The 17,870-nt window shown below is 48.8% G+C and carries 18 protein-coding genes and 1 tRNA gene; 7 read left to right on the top strand and 12 right to left on the bottom strand.

What is annotated here, in order from left to right:
* The first annotated feature begins 28 nt into the window (after nt 1-28).
* Nucleotides 29-703, top strand: coding sequence for an alpha/beta hydrolase (locus AM1_RS18130; RefSeq protein WP_012164336.1), 675 nt, complete (start codon nt 29-31; stop codon nt 701-703).
* Nucleotides 704-745: 42 nt separating this feature from the next.
* On the top strand, nt 746-1,672 hold the full coding sequence (locus tag AM1_RS18125; RefSeq protein WP_012164335.1) for a hypothetical protein: 927 nt from the start codon (nt 746-748) through the stop codon (nt 1,670-1,672).
* A gap of 36 nt (nt 1,673-1,708) precedes the next feature.
* On the opposite strand, the gene AM1_RS18120 is transcribed toward AM1_RS18125, so the two are convergent.
* Complete coding sequence (locus AM1_RS18120; RefSeq protein WP_049783753.1) at nt 1,709-2,596, bottom strand: DUF4333 domain-containing protein; 888 nt, start codon at nt 2,594-2,596, stop codon at nt 1,709-1,711.
* A gap of 237 nt (nt 2,597-2,833) precedes the next feature.
* On the opposite strand from AM1_RS18120, the gene AM1_RS18115 reads away from it, so the two are divergent.
* Nucleotides 2,834-3,976, top strand: coding sequence for an FHA domain-containing protein (locus AM1_RS18115; RefSeq protein ID WP_012164333.1), 1,143 nt, complete (start codon nt 2,834-2,836; stop codon nt 3,974-3,976).
* A gap of 17 nt (nt 3,977-3,993) precedes the next feature.
* On the opposite strand, the gene hisG is transcribed toward AM1_RS18115, so the two are convergent.
* The 5 genes from hisG to AM1_RS18090 all read right to left on the bottom strand — a co-directional run bounded on the left by hisG (nt 3,994) and on the right by AM1_RS18090 (nt 8,172).
* Nucleotides 3,994-4,650, bottom strand: a complete 657-nt coding sequence (hisG, locus tag AM1_RS18110; RefSeq protein WP_012164332.1) for an ATP phosphoribosyltransferase — start codon at nt 4,648-4,650, stop codon at nt 3,994-3,996.
* 49 nt (nt 4,651-4,699) lie between these two features.
* Complete coding sequence (locus AM1_RS18105; protein ID WP_041659951.1) at nt 4,700-5,908, bottom strand: ATP phosphoribosyltransferase regulatory subunit; 1,209 nt, start codon at nt 5,906-5,908, stop codon at nt 4,700-4,702.
* 9 nt (nt 5,909-5,917) lie between these two features.
* The gene (locus tag AM1_RS18100) at nt 5,918-6,874 is read right to left on the bottom strand and encodes a DnaJ domain-containing protein (protein WP_012164330.1); all 957 of its coding nucleotides are present in this window, start codon (nt 6,872-6,874) and stop codon (nt 5,918-5,920) included.
* A gap of 95 nt (nt 6,875-6,969) precedes the next feature.
* Nucleotides 6,970-7,803 (bottom strand): inositol monophosphatase family protein, encoded by an 834-nt coding sequence (locus tag AM1_RS18095; RefSeq protein WP_012164329.1) that lies wholly within the window; start codon nt 7,801-7,803, stop codon nt 6,970-6,972.
* A 3-nt stretch (nt 7,804-7,806) separates the two neighbouring features.
* Nucleotides 7,807-8,172: a 2Fe-2S iron-sulfur cluster-binding protein gene (locus tag AM1_RS18090; RefSeq protein ID WP_012164328.1), complete on the bottom strand. Its 366-nt coding sequence runs from the start codon at nt 8,170-8,172 to the stop codon at nt 7,807-7,809.
* Nucleotides 8,173-8,238: 66 nt separating this feature from the next.
* Between AM1_RS18090 and AM1_RS18085 the strand changes: the two genes are divergently transcribed.
* Nucleotides 8,239-8,325 (top strand) — tRNA-Ser (locus AM1_RS18085).
* A 30-nt stretch (nt 8,326-8,355) separates the two neighbouring features.
* Here the strand turns inward: AM1_RS18085 and AM1_RS18080 are convergent.
* Nucleotides 8,356-9,390 (bottom strand): glycosyltransferase family 9 protein, encoded by a 1,035-nt coding sequence (locus tag AM1_RS18080; RefSeq protein WP_012164327.1) that lies wholly within the window; start codon nt 9,388-9,390, stop codon nt 8,356-8,358.
* Nucleotides 9,391-9,551: 161 nt separating this feature from the next.
* On the opposite strand from AM1_RS18080, the gene ispD reads away from it, so the two are divergent.
* Nucleotides 9,552-10,265 carry a 2-C-methyl-D-erythritol 4-phosphate cytidylyltransferase gene (gene ispD, locus AM1_RS18075; protein ID WP_012164325.1) on the top strand — a complete coding sequence of 238 codons (714 nt, stop codon included), beginning with the start codon at nt 9,552-9,554 and terminating at the stop codon, nt 10,263-10,265.
* 47 nt (nt 10,266-10,312) lie between these two features.
* Here the strand turns inward: ispD and rpsD are convergent, their stop codons facing one another.
* On the bottom strand, nt 10,313-10,921 hold the full coding sequence (gene rpsD, locus AM1_RS18070) for a 30S ribosomal protein S4 (protein ID WP_012164324.1): 609 nt from the start codon (nt 10,919-10,921) through the stop codon (nt 10,313-10,315).
* A 168-nt stretch (nt 10,922-11,089) separates the two neighbouring features.
* Here rpsD and rlmN point away from each other — a divergent pair, with 168 nt between their 5' ends.
* Nucleotides 11,090-12,145, top strand: a complete 1,056-nt coding sequence (gene rlmN, locus AM1_RS18065) for a 23S rRNA (adenine(2503)-C(2))-methyltransferase RlmN (protein WP_012164323.1) — start codon at nt 11,090-11,092, stop codon at nt 12,143-12,145.
* Nucleotides 12,146-12,268: 123 nt separating this feature from the next.
* On the opposite strand, the gene AM1_RS18060 is transcribed toward rlmN, so the two are convergent.
* A complete protein-coding gene (locus tag AM1_RS18060) occupies nt 12,269-14,032 on the bottom strand; it encodes an iron uptake porin (RefSeq protein WP_012164322.1) in 1,764 nt (587 codons plus the stop codon).
* Between the two features lie 483 nt (nt 14,033-14,515).
* Nucleotides 14,516-14,941, bottom strand: coding sequence for a lactoylglutathione lyase (gene gloA, locus AM1_RS18055; RefSeq protein ID WP_012164320.1), 426 nt, complete (start codon nt 14,939-14,941; stop codon nt 14,516-14,518).
* Nucleotides 14,942-15,138: 197 nt separating this feature from the next.
* Here gloA and eno point away from each other — a divergent pair, with 197 nt between their 5' ends.
* Nucleotides 15,139-16,419 (top strand): phosphopyruvate hydratase, encoded by a 1,281-nt coding sequence (eno, locus tag AM1_RS18050; protein WP_012164319.1) that lies wholly within the window; start codon nt 15,139-15,141, stop codon nt 16,417-16,419.
* Nucleotides 16,420-16,469: 50 nt separating this feature from the next.
* Here eno and AM1_RS18045 read toward each other — a convergent pair whose 3' ends face one another.
* Nucleotides 16,470-17,351 (bottom strand): M48 family metalloprotease, encoded by an 882-nt coding sequence (locus AM1_RS18045; RefSeq protein WP_012164318.1) that lies wholly within the window; start codon nt 17,349-17,351, stop codon nt 16,470-16,472.
* 119 nt (nt 17,352-17,470) lie between these two features.
* Nucleotides 17,471-17,686, bottom strand: coding sequence for a hypothetical protein (locus AM1_RS18040; RefSeq protein WP_012164317.1), 216 nt, complete (start codon nt 17,684-17,686; stop codon nt 17,471-17,473).
* Between the last annotated feature and the right edge of the window lie 184 nt (nt 17,687-17,870).

Below are 17,870 nucleotides of genomic sequence, written 5' to 3'. Positions count from 1 at the left end.
CCCCTCACAGCAAAGGAAATCAGTCTTTATGAGTTATTCTCGCCGTTTACTCTGTGCCTTCTCTAGTGCTTTGATGCTAGTAGGGTTGAATTGTGCTGCTAGTCGTGCAGCCGAAAAAATTACGGTCAGCTATGGTCCTTTTGGCCGATCCATCGCAGTCTCTGACCTTCGCCAATTATTGGAAACTGGGAGTGCTCCTCCTGATCTCGCTTCTGTCTTGAGTGTTGTGGGTCAGCAAGAAAGGGACTCTTTATTGGGGGGCCTCAAGTTTAAGGTGCCTTTAAATGTTGTCGTCCTTGATAAAATTTTGCGATCTCCCCAAGGGGACCAACTGCTCTCCCAAATCGCAGGGGCAACTTCTCTGCCCGGTGGCGTAGAAAAACTAGCCCTTAGAAGTGCTCTTATTGGTGCCGCTGCTTCTGACGATGGGTTAGGGATTCTGAGTTTCCTAGAAGCTTATCCCACTCAAACCTTGAAAATTGATTTAGCAGCCGTTCAGAAACTGATGAAGTCTGGATCCCTCTTAGGCGGGTTTATGGGCGGGCAATTCTCAGGCGGAGACGCCCCGGCAGTCACACCCGAAGCTCCTAGCGATAAAAGTGCCCCTTCCCCTGAAGCCGATGCTCCAAGCTCTGAAGCGACAGAAGATCCCGCTGATGCGGCAGCTCCCGAATCCAGCTCTGACGATAAGCCCAATGAATAATAATTTGTGTAGTCCTATAAGTGGGGTAGAAGCAGCGCAATAATGAGAGGGACAAAGGTATTGGCCCGTCTGCTAGTCCTAGGGCTGAGCTGCACATGGGGGTGGACCGCTTCCGCAAACGCAATCTGGCGACCTGTACAACCTGGAAAACGGAAAGGGATTAGTGGCCTGGCCTTCATCCAAAAACAGGACCAGGTATGCCAGTTTTTGGCGGTTCACGATAACAAGGGAGATGAAGATCAGCCTCGGCTAGCGGTGTTAGGTGTTCCCTCCCAAGGTCCAATCTCCTATCAAGCCCTGACATGGCCCACGGAATCTTCCCTTCCCCTTGACCTGGAAGCGTTAGCCTCCGTACCTAATACAAAGACTGAATATGTGGCTGTCACCAGCCTGGGGGTGGTTTACCATCTGCAGCTAGATCTACAAACCAATACAGTCAAGATTTTACATGCAGCCCAACTCCCCCCAGGCAAACAGCTAAGCAATATCGAAGGGTTTGCCCTACAGCAGATGGACAATCAATTCATCGCGGTTTGGGCTCACCGGGGCCAGGACACTGACCCTGCTATCCTCTTTTGGGGGCAGTATTTCCCTGAACAGACCAAGATAACCGTCAAAGGTTCTATTCCCTTTCAAGTGCCCTGGCCACAACAAAATGTGCGCCATATATCGGATTTAAAAATTGCGCCTGATGGATCACTCTACATCACAGCCGCCAGTGATCCGGGCAATCAAGGTCCATTTCAATCCGCCGTCTATGGGGTGGGCAGCTTTCCGTTCCATCAAGCCAAACCGAGGGACGTTCAACAGCAAGCCCCATCCACCTTAACCCCACTGTATCGATTCCCATTTAATAAAGTGGAGGCAATAGCGCTAATCCCCGGCAAGGATGGCGGCATCTTTGTGGCCTCTGATGACGAAAAATTCGGCTCATCCCTTGCTGGACACTGCTGGGCTGGGCCAAATTAATCTATGCATCAGATAACCCTCAGCGATAGACGCTGACTACAGTTTCCAATTGACAACGACTTGGCCATCATCGCTTTGAACAGAGACGCTAATCGGAATCTTGCGACCATTGGGATCAGTAGCTGAACAACTAAACTTTTCCCCCGAATAAGCAATGATATATCGCGTTTGAGGCGTTCCACAGCTAGGTGTGACAGCTAAATTTTCTTGGTCTTGTAACCCTGTTTTGATTAAGCCTTCAACCTTATCGTAGGAAATCAAGCCACTGGTGGCATTCCAAGAAAACCCGCCTTGCTCGTTGGTTTGGGTCACCACTGCTTCAATGGTCTTGCCATTGGTTGCCTTAACGGTACAGTTGAATTTATTCCCCACATTAATCACCACATTTTGAGGACAAGCCACCGATCGGACCGGAATGCCAGCTTGGTCTGCAAACTGTTCTTTGATGGTGCTCTCAACAATGCTGCTATCGAGACGAGGGGCATTGGGATCAACATTAGAGGGAGTAGGCTCTGGCTCTGGTTCAGGACTCGGAGGATCCTCCGTGGGTAGTAAATCACCTGGAGAGTCAGTACTGTCCGACGAATCTGTATCGTCATTGTTGTTACTAGCGGCAGACACCGGATTTTGCTTCCAGGTCACATTGCCTTCATCATCTTGTTGGGTAACCGTTACAGTAAATTTAGTTGCGTCTGATGCCTCTACCTCACAATCGAAGATATCTCCTTCTTCCAGCTCAACATTTGTGGGACAAGAAATTGACGACACATTAATGTCGGTTTGCGCTTCAATTCCTTTTTGGATCTCATCTTCCAGTTTTCCAGTGTTTAAAGTGGGTGAACAAGCAGCCAATAGACTAGCTAGGCTCACGGTAAAGGTAACTTTCCAATTGAGGTTTATGTGGGTTGTATTGCAAAGTTTCATAACTGATGAATGAGCGGAGAAAAAATGTATCTAATGAGCTCTGTGTGCACCGTACCAAAATTGCTCCGAGAGCTAAAAAACACCTAGATTCTTTTAATAATGGTGTAGGCTAAATAGTCGATTACGATTCACCTGATATGGGTATGCTGAGAGCACGTCTACCCAGCCGTTTATCCCAGGGAAATCTCTCGTAACGGCTTTTATCGATCTATCTAATGAGTAGGAAAAGAACTAACTGTGACTGAGTTAACGTTGGAGTGGGTCGAGGGAGGTGTCTCTCGTTCGGAACAAATTCAGCCAAACCAACCCAGTAAAAACCCTGGTACTGTCCGAATCGGTCGAGATCCACAAAAGTGCGATATCGTTCTATCGGATAGCAGCGTATCGGGACTGCAAGCTGAAGTTTATTACCATGCCGGTAGCCAAGCATTTTATTTGCGATCGCTCCGGGATACCAACCCCCCCATCGTTAACGGCCAACCCATCACCACGGGTGAAGTTCCCTTAGGCACCGCTAGCACCGTCTCCCTAGGACGGGTGGTCCTGAATGCTCGAGTCAGTAAGGGCGGATTCCCGCCGACAGAAGTCAGCCAACCCAGTGGCGTACCCCCAACCGCCGTCAGTTCACCGACACCAGCAGCCCCACCCCCTTATCCAGCTCCCAGCCCAGCCCCTTACTATCAATCCCAACCCACATCCAGCGATCAAGGCCCCAAGGTATGGGTATGGATTATTGCAGGTGCGTTAGTGATTGGCGGGGGCGCCCTAGCTTGGCCCTATGTCAGCAACTTTTTGGGTTTAAGTACAGAACCGACTGTATCCCAAAGTGATTCTGATTCTAACCAGTCCAACTCCGATCAGGATAGCGCTGATTCTGACTCATCTCCTGGCTCACGGGGAGAGTCCTTTGGGGATAAAATGGCCGATTTGGTCACCTATGAGCATTCATCTGGGCTATTTCGGATCAAAACTCCTCGCACCTGGCAACGAAAAGATACGAGTAAAGCCGGGGAAGTGATCCTTCGATGGACCGATAGCGAGACCGACAGTAGTATTGTGGTCGATCTATTTAAATCTCGACGCCTTAGCCAACAAGAACTAGGAGATTTATCTCGTCGCTTTATTACCAATGCCTTTGGCAAAGAGCCTGGTTTCCAGGTGGGACAACCTAAAGTTCAAGACAGTGGCGTTGTGGAATTAGGGTGGGAGTTCTCGACGCGCAATGATCAAGTATTAGGGGCAACCTATACAGAGCAAAGCGAGGATACTGTCTCTGTCGTCAGTATCTTGGTGCTGAGATCCGATTTTGAACAAGTCCGATCGACCTTCCGAGAAATTTTACAAAGCTATCGTTTTAATCCATCCGTCCCGATTCCCTAAAGGGTGATCTTTATCCTTTAGGATGCTTTAGCTGCAAGGGGCTGGCTGTTTTTACTAATCTCATTTAGCCAATGCTCAAGGTTGTATTGATTCAGCCGATAACTCAAGGGATGGGCAATCAGACGAGCCGTACTGTCATACAAACAGTCCAACTCAATCAAACCATTCTCTTTCAAGGTGCGTCCGGTAGAGACGAGATCAACAATCGCTTCCGACATCCCTGTAATCGGACCCAATTCGACAGAACCGTAGAGGGGAATAATTTCCACGGGCAAATCAATTTTGGAGAAAAAATCATGGGCACAGTGAACAAACTTAGACGCTACCCGACAATTAGGGGGTAGTTCCATGGCTGAACGATAGGGGCTTTGACTCGGAACGGCCACGGACATTCGGCAATGGCCAAATCCAAGATCAGCAAACTGAGCAACCTGGGGCTTCTTTTCTTGTAAGACATCAAACCCGACAATGCCAAGCTGCGCCTGTCCATACTCCACGTAAACAGGGACATCTTGAGCCCTGACCAATAACCCTTGAGCGGTTTGCGTTGGGTCTTGAATTTGCAGTTGGCGATTCCCAGAGTCTAAGAAGGCACTGAAATCCAAACCAACCGATTGGAGGAGGCGAATACTATCTTTCAGTAACGCCCCTTTGGGTAAGGCAACCGTGAGCATGAAATAAATCTCGATGGAATAACGGCTATCGCAATGTTCGCTAAGGGAATTACGCTAGCGATTCAATTGTGACAGACCCTTGGGCATTGACCCAAGCAATTTGCCCAATTCGCTGTTGACGGGCAGTGGATCGAATGTCATTGGGTGACTTTTGGGATAGCTCCACTTCAACTCTAGTGAGGGGAGGGTGAGCATTTTGCTGACGCAGCTGATGGGCATGGTCAAACGCGGCTGCGATAGCAGATTCCGTTTCCGCCACCACCAGCCAATGGGAGGCAGGCGTCTGTTTCGGCAACATCCCAAGGGGTAGGAGAACCTGGTGCAAATGTTCCACGTTAAAGGAAAAACCAATCCCAGGCAGCATTTCGTTCTGGGGATGGTAGAGGCCTAGCAACGTATCGTATCGCCCTCCCTGACCTAGTAAGCGCTGACCCGACTCTACATCGCTGATAATCTCAAATACGATACCTGTGTAATAGTCAAAGGTCTGAATCAAGCTCAGATCTAGGGTAAGTGAGGGTTGCTTCGACAACACTTCTACCAAGGATTTGAGGTTCGTGACCGCCTCATGTTGGGGTGGTTCCAGGGGCAGCTGTGATACCTTTTGCAGTACCTGAGCCGGTTCTCCCCGCAAATCCAGTAAAAACAGAGCATGCTCCTTGAGTTCTGGACTCAAAGGCAAATCCGCTAGCCCCACCCGATCCAGTTGGGCAATGGCTCGGCGCACAGATCCTCGCACAGCTTCGGGAAAAGGGCGAAGCAGCGATCGGGTTAAATCCGCTTCCCCCAGAAGGACATGCCAGTTCTGAACCCCTAGTTCCGAGAGACAATCCGCTAAGAGCAACAGAACCTCGGCATCTGCCAATAATCCGCTACTCCCCAGCAACTCTACCCCCGCCTGGTAAAACTCATGCTGACTGCTCGCATGACCCGGCTGTTGCCGAAAGATGTTGTCGTTGTAATAGAGTCGCTGAGGGTGAGTCTCTCCTTCCATACGAGTCACAGAAGCTCGAGCGATGGAGGCCGTCAACTCAGGTCTCAACCCTAAGACTCCTTCTTCTGCATCCCAAACTTGGATCACGGTTTGGGGGTCTACCGCTCCCCCCGCTAACAAAGTATCCAACCGTTCTAAGGTCGGGGTAATAATGCGGTGATAGCCCCAACGCTGAAATACCTGCAGCAGACGCTGCTCAATCCAGCATTTTTGGGCAACATCTAAGGGCAGTAAATCTCGGGCACCAGCAGGAGGTTGATACATTGTCACCAATTATTTCTTACCACCAAACAAACCAAACAGCCCCTTCTTACGCTCCGGCTGCTTTGCTTGAGCTTGTTTTGCTGCAGCGGGTTGCGCTTTCTTTTCTAATTTCTCCAATTTTTGCTTGCCTTTAATGGCTTCAGCATTCTGTGGATCACTATTTAAGGCTTGTGTAAAATGCACCTTGGCCATTTTGAGGGACTTCTTCTGTAGATAAATGGACCCCATTAACGTATGGCACCGACTGTTTTTGGGTTCCAGTTTGAGGGCATCGCGCAGTTCTACAATAGCGTCATTCAACCGGTTTTTCTGAATCAGTTCTTCCGCCCGTCGGCAATAGTCATTCACAAACTGCGAGGTCGCCGCTTCTTGGGGAGGCGACTGCTCTGCAGGCGCAGGAGACACAGATGTTTCTGGCCTTGCCGCCGCTTCCGGCTGTGCTTGAGCTGCTCTAGCCTGCATAGGCTGCGCTCCTCTAGCTCCAGATTTCTGAGTTCCTTCTCGGCGGATCAAATAGGCCAGGTTGAGTTCACTGAGCTGGCTCACCACCGCTAATATCCCGTCCAAGTTCTCAAACTGGTTTTGGGCGAGTTGTTGGACCTGTTCTTGATAGCGTTCTTCAAAAGAGCTGGTCGTTAAGAGTTCCTGAGCACCCGGCGTTTGCATAGAACTAGGATTCACTTCACGATTAGCCCGCTGCCCGACCAATCGGAGTAAGACTTTGTATTCCTCCAAATCTTTATCTTGTGAGAGGACTTCATAGGCAGGATTCACTAACTTTGAGAGCATGCGACTCGCTTCTGCCTTATCCATGTCAGCTGGACAACTATCGGGATGCAAACTTCGGGCAATTTTGAAGTAGCGCTTGCGAATCTCCCCCTTAGACGCCCCAATGCTTAGACCCAAGCTGGCATAGTGATCCGGACAATCGAAAATAGCAAGACCATGCTTCATTTCAAATGACATGTAAGTGCTTCCGAAGTTGAGTGTGTTAGGTAATCCCCTAGTGCTAGTCTAGTCGGTTCGGGACAATCCAGCACCTTAATTCCAGATAGAAAAATTTATCTAGAAGCGGAGAGATTTGGAGGAGCCCAATCCAACGGCTGAATTTTGAGCAGTTCGTGACTGAGAGCCGCATGAATATGACCATTAGTGGCTAATAAACGCCCCGAGGCTAATTGTTGCGGACTTTGATCATAAGCAGTGACGGTACCGCCCGCTTCCTGTACCAGGACGATACCCGCCGCAATGTCCCAAGGCGACAATCCCCGCTCCCAATACCCATCTAGCCGACCACAGGCAATATAGGCCAAATCAATTGAGGCTGAACCACCCCGCCGAACGCCCTGGGTGAGATGGGTTAAGTGGCAAAATTCAGCATAGTTATTATCTTTGGTTTCTCGCCGGTCATAGGCAAACCCCGTAACCAAAAGGCTACTGGCCAAGGACGAAGTAGAAGAAACATGGATGGGTTGACGATTACGAGTCGCCCCTAAACCCGTTGCCCCTCGAAATAGCTCCCGATGGAAGGGGTCGTATACCACGCCAACCGTGGGAACCCCTCGAATGATTAACGCAATAGATGTCGACGAGAATGGATATTGGTGGGCATAGTTCGTGGTGCCATCGAGGGGATCGATCGCCCATAAATACTCACTGTCTTGATTGCCTTGTTGCCCCGACTCCTCCGCCAGGATTTGATGCCCTGGAAAATGGCGACCAATCACTGCGAGCACCGCCTTCTCGGCAGCTTGGTCGGCCTCGGTAACCAAATCTCCCGGTCGCTTTTCTTGAATATTTTCTAACTTGCCCCAAAACTGTTGGAGGACACCACCGCCTGCTAGGGCTGCTTCAGTCGCAATATCTAGATAGGCTTTTAAATCGGCTGTCGTCATCGTTTACTCTTCATCTAAGGGTAGGCCAGTACGGACCTTACCTTTACCAAAATAGCGACCAAACTGGAGTTCATAGACTTCATCTTCGTCTTGGGTTTCCACCACTAAATCGCTTTTGGGGTAGCTCACACATAATAGGGCATACCCCTGCTTTTGCAGCTCTAGGGAAAGCCCCATGGCTTCTGGCTGATGGAGGTCACCGGATAGTACTCTCACGGCACAGGTTGTACAAGCGCCATTCCGACAAGCAAAGGGGAGACGCCGCCCTTGTTGCTCTACACTTTCAAGGATGTAGTGGTCGGCTGGAACAAGGACTTTATAGTCGTTTCCGCTGTGGCGATCGCGAATATGTATCGTAAATTTTTCCATACCGTTTCATCCGGGTTCAGATTCTGTTAACATAGCTTACTTGTACTGGATAAAACTAATCCACCTGGAGAGGTGGCCGAGTGGTTGAAGGCGCAGCACTGGAAATGCTGTTTAGGGGTAACTTTAACGAGGGTTCGAATCCCTCCCTCTCCGTTTTAAGATTCAATCGTCACCATACAGTGCTTAGCTGACACCCCAAACCTTTTCGAGGACTTGAATGGGCGGGATATCTGCGACTTTGCTCGTTAGAGACTTTAAGCCAGCGAAGTTGGCAGCTGTTGGCAAATGTCGAGTCGGTTCTAGGGCCCCAAATAGGGCAACCAAACGCGTTTTAACCGCAACTCCCAAATGCAAAGGCGCTCGGTCTGCACAAATCATTAAATGCCCGGCATCAATAAAGGCCGCCAGTTGGCCCACATGTTGTGGCGTGACAATCTGAAGTTGAGGACAGACAGCCACCAAGGAGGCAACCCAGTCTTTGTTTTCAGGGGTTTGCACCACGACTAAAGGGGTATCTGGCTGCCGCTCTAAGTAACCTTCGATGACAGATTCCCAGCTCCGAATGGGATAAAACTGAGAGGGTTCATCATCCGAGTTTTCAGCCCCTGTTCCCCCATGCAGAATGATGTACGGCTTACCCGCAATCCCCAGTCGTTCTTCCTCAGCTTTTGCCCAATTCTGATCATCTACGGGAATCTGAATTGAGATATCTGGGCAAGGGGTATCAATCCCTAATCCCAAGAGCAAGTCATGATAACGTTGAGCATCGTAGGGGCGAGCATTCGGGGGGACAGCCGCTGTCAAACATTTACCCGACAAATCAGCTACGGTTCCCCCAAGAGTGGGAAACCGTTTCCGAGCAAATCGCACCCAAGCCGGCAAGGCCAAATTTTCATAGCCGACTCGTTGGGGAATCCCAACTAACCAACACAGCAACCCCGCAGTCCACTCGCGACTAATCGTAATGCTGGCATCATAACGACGATCCCGCATTTGCCCGATTAGATTGCCCCAATCAGCCGCCCCATTCCGGTTCTCAAACTGAAAGGTCAGGACATTATCAACCGTTCGACAGAGCCGAAAAGCCTGCTTGGCTCGGGGTTCCACAATGACATCGATCTCAATCTGAGAATAATGGCGGTGAAGCGTTTCTAAGGTAGGAAAGAACAAAAGTTGCCGACCAACATCGCCAGGAATTAATGCTAATACACGGGTCATTATTTAGAGCAGCCGTAATGGGTGAAGTCTACGTTTTCCGCCACCCATTGTAGGGGAATGCTCAACGCTTGTAATCAATCCGCTCTGGAACTCAATAAGTCTTCTAACTTGCCGTCTCAGGTCAGTATAGGATAAGGAATGGCAGCAGTTTATGGTTATCAATGCACTTATTAATTCCGGCAGCAGGGATGGGAAGACGCATGGGCAGCGATCGCAATAAGTTACGATTAATGTTGCACGGCAAGCCCCTGTTAGCCTGGACGCTGCTGGCAGCCGAATCTTCCATCTCCATTTCCTGGATTGGAATTATCGGTCAATTAGAGGATGAACCAACCTGGGAAACACTTTTAAACACCCTCAGCCTCAATAAACCTGTCGTCTTTATCGAAGGGGGACAAACTCGCCAAGAATCCGTTTACAACGGTCTCCAAGCACTCCCCCCTGAAGCAGAACAAGTACTCATCCACGATGGTGCCCGTTGTCTGGCCACACCAGAGCTTCTAGACCGTTGTGCTCACGCCCTCCATAAATATCAAGGTTTTGTCGCCGCTGTGCCGGTCAAGGACACCATTAAGGTGGTCGATACCACCCATCAAATTCAAGGCACGCCTGACCGATCCCAGTTATGGGCAGCCCAGACTCCTCAAGGGTTCCAAGTAGTACCTCTTAAGAAGTGCCACGAGCAAGGTCGACAGCAAGGCTGGGAAGTCACGGACGATGCAGCTTTGTTTGAGAAATTAGACCTTCCAGTTCATATCGTTGTAGGGGAAGAAACGAACTTAAAAGTGACCACGCCGGCTGATCTTGCGATCGCAGAACTGATTCTTGAACAACGTCTACAAAAAAACTCCCAAACTGACGGATTTGGGAGTTGATTCGTAGATTATTACCACAGTAGAAAAACTGGGAAGGTTGCCGCGATTTATCCTTTCCGTGAGTAGTATTCCACCACAAGTAGTTCGTTAATTTCTAGCGCAATCCACTCTCGCTCAATCACGCCGTTGACTTTACCCGTCAAGGTATTTTTATCAAAATCTAGATGCGTTGGGATATTGGCTAAGCCTGGGAATTGCATATGGGTTTCAATCAGCTTCCGAGAAGCATCTCGATCTCGGGACTGAATCACATCACCCGGACGGCACTGGTAGCTCGCAATCGAAACCACCCGACCATTCACCAACACATGACCATGATTGACCAACTGTCTAGCAGCAGGAATGGTTGGAGCCATACCTAAGCGGAAGATCGTGTTATCTAAACGCATCTCCAGCAACTGCAACAGGGTTTGACCTGTGGAACCGCCCGCACGACGAGCCTTGCGCACATAACGCAACAGCTGCCGTTCAGAAAGGCCATAATTAAATCGTAATTTCTGCTTTTCTTCAAGCTGAGCTGCGTATTCAGAGCGTTTTTTACGAGCTTGGCCATGTTGCCCAGGGGGGTAGGCCCGACGAGGCGTCTTCCGGGATAAACCAGGTAACTCTCCTAAACGGCGCACTACTCTGAGACGAGGGCCTCGATATCGCGACATATCACTTCCTCTTAGTTTTTATTACGTGAAATTTGTCAGATTTTTCAGTATAAGCTTTTGAAGGGCAACACATCAAGCTTTATAGTATATTTCCATTCTTCCAACTCCTGCTAACGCTACCTCAACTGGGCGTTTCTCACTGTTTCTCTCAGGCCATCCATAACCATCATGCTTGATCAACTTTCTGTAGAGTCTATTCCACCCCTTCTGGGGGCGTCTAAGGCTCAGTTGACCCATTGGGCTCAGACTTATCAGCAGCCAGCCTATCGGGGACAACAAGTACACCAATGGATTTACCAGAAAGGTGTGCATTCCCTCAGCGACATCACGGTTCTCCCAAAACAATGGCGGACTGAAATTGCAGATATTCCCGTGGGCCGTTCCCAGATTCACCATCGTTCTGCCGCTCAAGATGGGACCGTCAAGTATTTACTCAAACTTGCAGATGGGCAAATCATTGAAACTGTTGGCATCCCAACCCAAAAACGTCTAACCGTTTGCGTTTCTTCCCAGGTTGGCTGTCCTATGGGCTGCGACTTTTGTGCCACTGGCAAAGGCGAATATCAACGCAATCTTGCCTGTCATGAAATCGTTGACCAAGTCTTAACGGTCCAAGAAGATTTTCAACAGCGAGTGGGCAATGTTGTTTTTATGGGCATGGGGGAACCCCTGTTGAATCTCGAACAAGTGCTGGCAGCCGTACGATCCCTCAACCAAGATGTGGGGATTGGTCAACGATCCCTGACGGTTTCCACCGTCGGCATTCCCAAGCAAATCCTCAAACTTGCCCAGCATCAACTTCAGATTACTTTAGCAGTCAGCTTGCATGCGTCTAATCAGAGAATTCGCACACAGCTCGTTCCAAGCGCCAAACATTATCCCTTGGAGAAACTTCTAAAAGATTGTCGGGCTTACGTTACCCAAACTGGACGCCGTGTCACCTTTGAGTACATTGTGTTGTCCGGTGTCAACGATCAAACAGAACATGCTCTAGAGTTAGCCCATCATTTGCGAGGCTTCCAAAGTCATGTGAACTTAATTCCTTACAACCCGATCTCTGAAGTTGACTATCAACGCCCAACCCAAAAGCAACTCCAACAGTTTCTGAACAGCTTACAAAGCCAACATATTACGGCTAGTATTCGGCGATCTCGTGGTTTAGACAAAGATGCTGCCTGTGGTCAATTAAGGGCAACGCAAATGATAGATCCAGCCTCAAGCTAACAGGCCAAACAATTCACTTTGCTGAAGTTCTGGGTATCCATAGCAATTTAAAGACAATAAATAAGGCAGTGTGTTCTCACACTGCCTTATTTCAGCCTAAAAGGCTTATATCCAATCAATGATTTAGAACGAGAAGGTTGCTCGAATCAAACCTTGGATGATGTCGTTATCGTTGCCAGCACCAGCAGCGGAGAGGCCATTGACAGTACCCAAAGGATTAATGATGTACATCACAGCAGGAGTGATGGTGATGTTGTCATTAACTGGGAACCGATAGAAGGCTTCCAAGTTGATCTGGTCATTAGATCCAGGAGTACCGGTAACCAAATAAGGCATACCAGCAGCAACTGCGAACAAAGAACCAGGAACGAGTGCGTCTTTGTAACCAACACCAGCCATCCAAGTCTGGATGGTGTTAGAACCACCAGCAGTGATGATTGAAGCAGGAGCCGCAGCACCAAATACATCAACGTTATTAACGCCAACTTGGTTCTGAGGATCAAAGGAGATACCGTAGCGGCCAAAGACACCGATGTTACCGAAAGTTGCTTCAGCGTTAACACCTAGAACTTTCTGCTCAATGCTGAAAGTCTCAGCGTAGGTACCTTGCAAACGAATGGCAAAGTTGTTTTGATCGTCTTCACCAAAGCTGTTGGCGTACTCAAGTTCCAAGGTCCCTTGGTGAGGATCGCCACCTAAGCCACCATTAGCAGCAGCAGTTGCGACGTTACCAGCAGCGGCAACATACACACCACGAACGCTGATGTTACCAGCATTAGGATTCCAATCAAAGGCTGCACCAGCACCACCATTGAGATCAACCGCGTTGGTGATGATTAGTGGGTTATTGATAAAGAAGCCAGAGCTGAAATCTTGAGCAGAGTTGTTGGCATAGCTGTTGAAATCAACAAAATCGCTAGGGAAGATGTTGGTACCAACAGTAACAGCCAAGTTCTCACCAGGCTTGAAGGTATAGGCTAAACGACGCAGCGTAACGGTATTACCTACACCTGCATAGTCGGCAGCACCCAAATCAACTAAAGGTACACCGGAACCTGTCAAAGTTCCCAAACCTGGGCCATGATCCTGAGCACCCAAAGCGTTACCAAAGAAATCTTGACCGTTATTACCAACCTCTAATTGGGTGGCTAATAAGTCATCGCCAGAGAAACTAGTGTTGAAGTTCAAACGAACTCGAGAGATGGCAGAAACGCGGCTGTCAGGTCCACCAGCGTTTAGAACACCGTTAGCGGGATCAACAACAGTATCTGTGGGGTTGTTGACGAAGTCACCAAACTGAGCAGCCATGACCACTTCACCTTGTAGTTTGGTGGTAGTGGAGAATTGCTGAGCTTCAACAGTGGCAACACGAGCTTCTAAACCGTCCACCCGACCTCTTAGGGTAGCAAGTTCAGCAGCGAACTCATCCTGCAGAGCCTTGAGGGCATCTAAATCTTCTTTAGTGGCGAAGCGGTTGCTGAGGTTATCTAAACAAGCATTAACCAATGCAGCAGCCTCACGACGAGACATGGCTCGGCTGGGGCGGAATGTGCCATTGGGATAACCGGCGACACAACCATAGCGCTCAACCAATGATTGAATGGCTTGGAAAGCCCAGTCATCAGGCTGAACATCAGACAGTTGAGAAACTGAGGTCACCTGACCAACGGAATCTTCTTTGGTCTCAGCCATCAAGTCATTAACAGAAGTTGTTTGACTTAGAGACTGATCAGCAAGCAATAATTCATCTTGCTCAGCAGTAACAGGTGATACATCAACAGATTGAGCTTCTACAGGAAGCTGTTCGCTAGTGCTAACAGCCTTTGCAGGTAGGGCAGAAAGTCCGAGAAGACTCAGGCTTCCAGCTAATAGACATACTTTTTTCATGGTTTTGCTCCTCACTCACATGTGTTTAAAATTTTGGAAAAGTTAAACACGATAACTTAATGCTTCTCATTAACACCATGCAAATCTTTGCATTGTATTGCTTGGAAGATAAGTTTGAAGAAAAGGTTCCTGAAAGTGAAAAACTATTCAGTGTATACATTCCTTCACTTTAGAAAGATACTCTATTTATCAGAGGTAAGCCAAGGGATCGTAGTCGGTTTCTGTATTGGCATATACTTCAATTTTCTCCATGCACCTCGTAATTCGAAAAACCATAAAACGACTGTTTCATAACGGTTTTGAGCCAGGATACTATGGAGAGCTTTTTCGGCAAAGCCTTGTTGTATTCCCACGCGATCAACTCAAGACATTAAGGTCCTGCTCTCAAGGTCATGAGCTGAATTTGCTGTCATTGTTGCGACTCAAAAGAGCGGAAGCTTGACTCTAAGCTTTCACCCAGCAATTACCAAGGGTAAGACTTGCTCAACTGACAGAGGTGGAGGTTGTCGTAGTCACAGATGCTTTGGAGCTGAGTTGAATCAACTCTACCTTATAGTGATCGGGATCCTCTACAAAGGCAATAACCGTTGAGCCATGTTTCATGGGACCCGGTTCTCGGGTCACTGTTCCACCACGAGTTTTAATGTCGTTGCAGGCACTATAGATGTCGTCAACGCCAATGGCAATATGGCCATAGGCGTCTCCCAAAGCGTATTCAGAGACGCCCCAGTTATAAGTCAGTTCTAGAACTGTATTATCCGATTCATCTCCGTAACCCACAAAGGCCAGCGTAAACTTTCCGTTCGGGTAATCTTTCCGACGAAGTAGCTTCATTCCTAGGACATCACAGTAGAATGCTAAAGAAGCATCAAGATCTGCCACTCTGAGCATGGTATGGAGAATTCTCATAAGACTATTTGTTTAAGAGTTAATAAAGTCAAGAGGTGGTCGTCACATTAGTTACATTCTGACGCAATCGCACCTAGTATGTCTTAAAGAAGATACTCGTTGCATCAACGCCGCTGATACAGTCAGATGCATTTTATAGCCTTGACGAGCAGGTCAAGCACACCAGATTATTTTGTAGGTTGTTGGAAACATAACGCATGCACGAAACCGAAATCGCTGCCATTGAGGCGCGCGAAATTCTAGACTCACGCGGTCGCCCTACTGTGGAAGCAGAGGTCATATTAAGTTGTGGGGCTTTTGGATTGGCCCAAGTTCCCAGTGGTGCTTCTACAGGTAGTTTTGAAGCCCATGAGCTGAGAGATGGGGATGCTCAACGCTATGGTGGCAAAGGGGTGCTTACTGCCGTTACTAATATTAAGGATCACATTCAGCCTGAGCTGGTCGGGTTAAATGCCCTCGATCAGGCTGATATCGATCAGACCATGATTGATCTGGATGGATCGACGAACAAATCTAAACTGGGTGCAAATGCCATCTTGGCTGTCTCCCTTGCCACGGCTAAAGCCGCTTCTGAAGTACTGAATTTAGAGCTATATCGTTATCTAGGAGGTCCTTTAGCAAACCTCTTGCCGGTGCCCTTAATGAACGTCATCAACGGTGGAGCCCATGCCAACAATAACGTTGATATTCAAGAGTTTATGATTGTCCCCCACGGTGCAGATTCCTTTAAGGAAGCCCTGCGCTGGGGAGCAGAAGTCTTTGCATCGTTGAGTCAAGTATTGGCAGCCCAAAATCTGTTAACAGGCGTGGGGGATGAGGGGGGCTATGCCCCCAATCTGGCGTCTAACCAAGCCGCGTTGGAATTGTTAGTGGAAGCGATTGAGAAGGCTGGCTATCAACCTGGCGCTCAAATTAGCTTGGCCTTAGATGTCGCAGCCAGCGAATTCTATAAAGACGGGCAGTATACCTACGACGGTGCCGCCCATTCCCCCAAGGAGCTAATCGACTATTTAGATGGCTTAGCCAGTAAATATCCGATTGTCTCCATTGAAGATCCTCTACATGAAGAAGATTGGGAGAGTTGGGGGAATTTGACAGCCCAGTTAGGGGATCGAGTACAGCTCGTCGGGGATGACCTGTTCGTCACGAACCCTATCCGGTTACAAAAAGGAATTGAGCAGCAATCAGCCAACTCTATTTTGATTAAGCTAAATCAAATCGGTACCTTGACCGAAACCCTAGAAACAATTGATCTAGCCAAACGCAATTCCTTTACGTCCATTATTAGTCATCGATCCGGTGAGACGGAAGATACCACGATTGCGGATCTCGCGGTTGCGACCCGAGCCGGTCAGATCAAAACGGGATCTCTTTGCCGTAGCGAACGCGTGGCAAAATACAATCGCCTGCTACGCATCGAGGATGAACTCGGCAGTCAAGCGTCCTATGCTGGCGCAGTAGGCTTAGGGCCAGGGTAAGACTCTTCTTCAGAGTGGCGATTTTAACCACTCCGAAGAAGAGTCTTCTGTTAAAGCGATGTGAACGCAATAGATGGGCGTCTTTGCAGTTGCTGCTCTAGCTTGAGTAAACGATTGATACGATCTTGCGTACTGGGATGAGTCGTAAACAAGTTACTTAGCCATTGCCGAACTGGGGGATTAATAATCAACAGCGGTGCAAACGCCGGATTGCCCCCTAACGCATTCCGCTGAGCATTGCTTTCCAAACGAGACAAGGCTTGGGCTAGGGCGCGAGGTTGCCCCGTTAGGCGAGCAGCAGTTTCGTCTGCAGAGAACTCGCGGGTCCGAGAGATCCCTAATTGCAGGATCGTTGCTGACAGGGGTGCCAAGACAATCATCAATAAAGCACCGATAGGGTTGGATTCTCGATCATTGCCTCGACTGCCGAAAAACCAGAAACTGTAGCTCACCATTTGGGCTAAGAATGCGATCGCACCGGCTAACGTAGCAGCAACTGCTTGGGTCAAAGTGTCCCGATTCTGGATATGAGCCAACTCATGGGCAAGAACCCCTTCTAGTTCTGCCGCTGGCAGCATCCTCAGCAACCCTTCCGTAACAGCAATGGCCGCATGGTCGGGATCACGCCCCGTTGCAAAGGCATTCGCAGCTGAACTGGGAATGATATACAAGCGTGGCATAGGTAAGTTTGCTCGCTGGGCCAAACGCTGAACTACAGCGTACAGATGAGGGGCTTGATTGGGCCGCACCAACTGCGCCTGGTAGGCCGATAAGGCAATCTGGTCAGAGTAATACCAAGCTCCTAAGTTAGTCAATGCGGCGAGACCAATACCCATGACCATGCCGCCACTGCCCCCTAAAAGAGCATAACTACTTCCAATGAGGAGAGCACTGAGTAGACCTAGTAAACTGGCGGTTTTGAGTTGATTCATCGCTGGCCTCCACAGACATGCACGATTAACCCCAGTTTAAAAAGTTCTCGTGGCGCAATATGGGTAGGAAGCCCCCCTGATGATGCAGGGTTTACCCTATCCGCACATCTTTTAGCCTATTAGGGTTGACCACTCAGCAGCTCTTGTAACACTTTGGGAAGATCCAGAACCGCTTGCACAACCTGATCGGGCCCAATCCCCACAACTACCTGCAAGCCCAAAACAATCAGCGCCAGCAAGAAGGCTGTTTTGAGGGTAGTTTTAACCACACGTAACAACCAGGTAAAGACCAACCAAGAAACAAGAATAGCCGCAATCAGAAGAATAGGATTCACGATATTAAGATAGGTGATGAGACGTATAAAGGTCGGTTCATGGTGGGGAGAAGTAGATACAGCCGCGTTCTATCAACGGGCACTCAGGCAGGATGACCTGATTCTAACAATTGCCAATCCCAATTCTCTGATGAAGATAAATAAGGGTGAAGGTATATTAAATATGGAGGTTATCGCACTATCA

The sequence above is a fragment of the Acaryochloris marina MBIC11017 genome (assembly GCF_000018105.1).
Taxonomy (GTDB): domain Bacteria; phylum Cyanobacteriota; class Cyanobacteriia; order Thermosynechococcales; family Thermosynechococcaceae; genus Acaryochloris; species Acaryochloris marina.
Note: the sequence above shows the minus strand (reverse complement) of the source record. Positions and strands in the feature narration are given on the sequence as shown.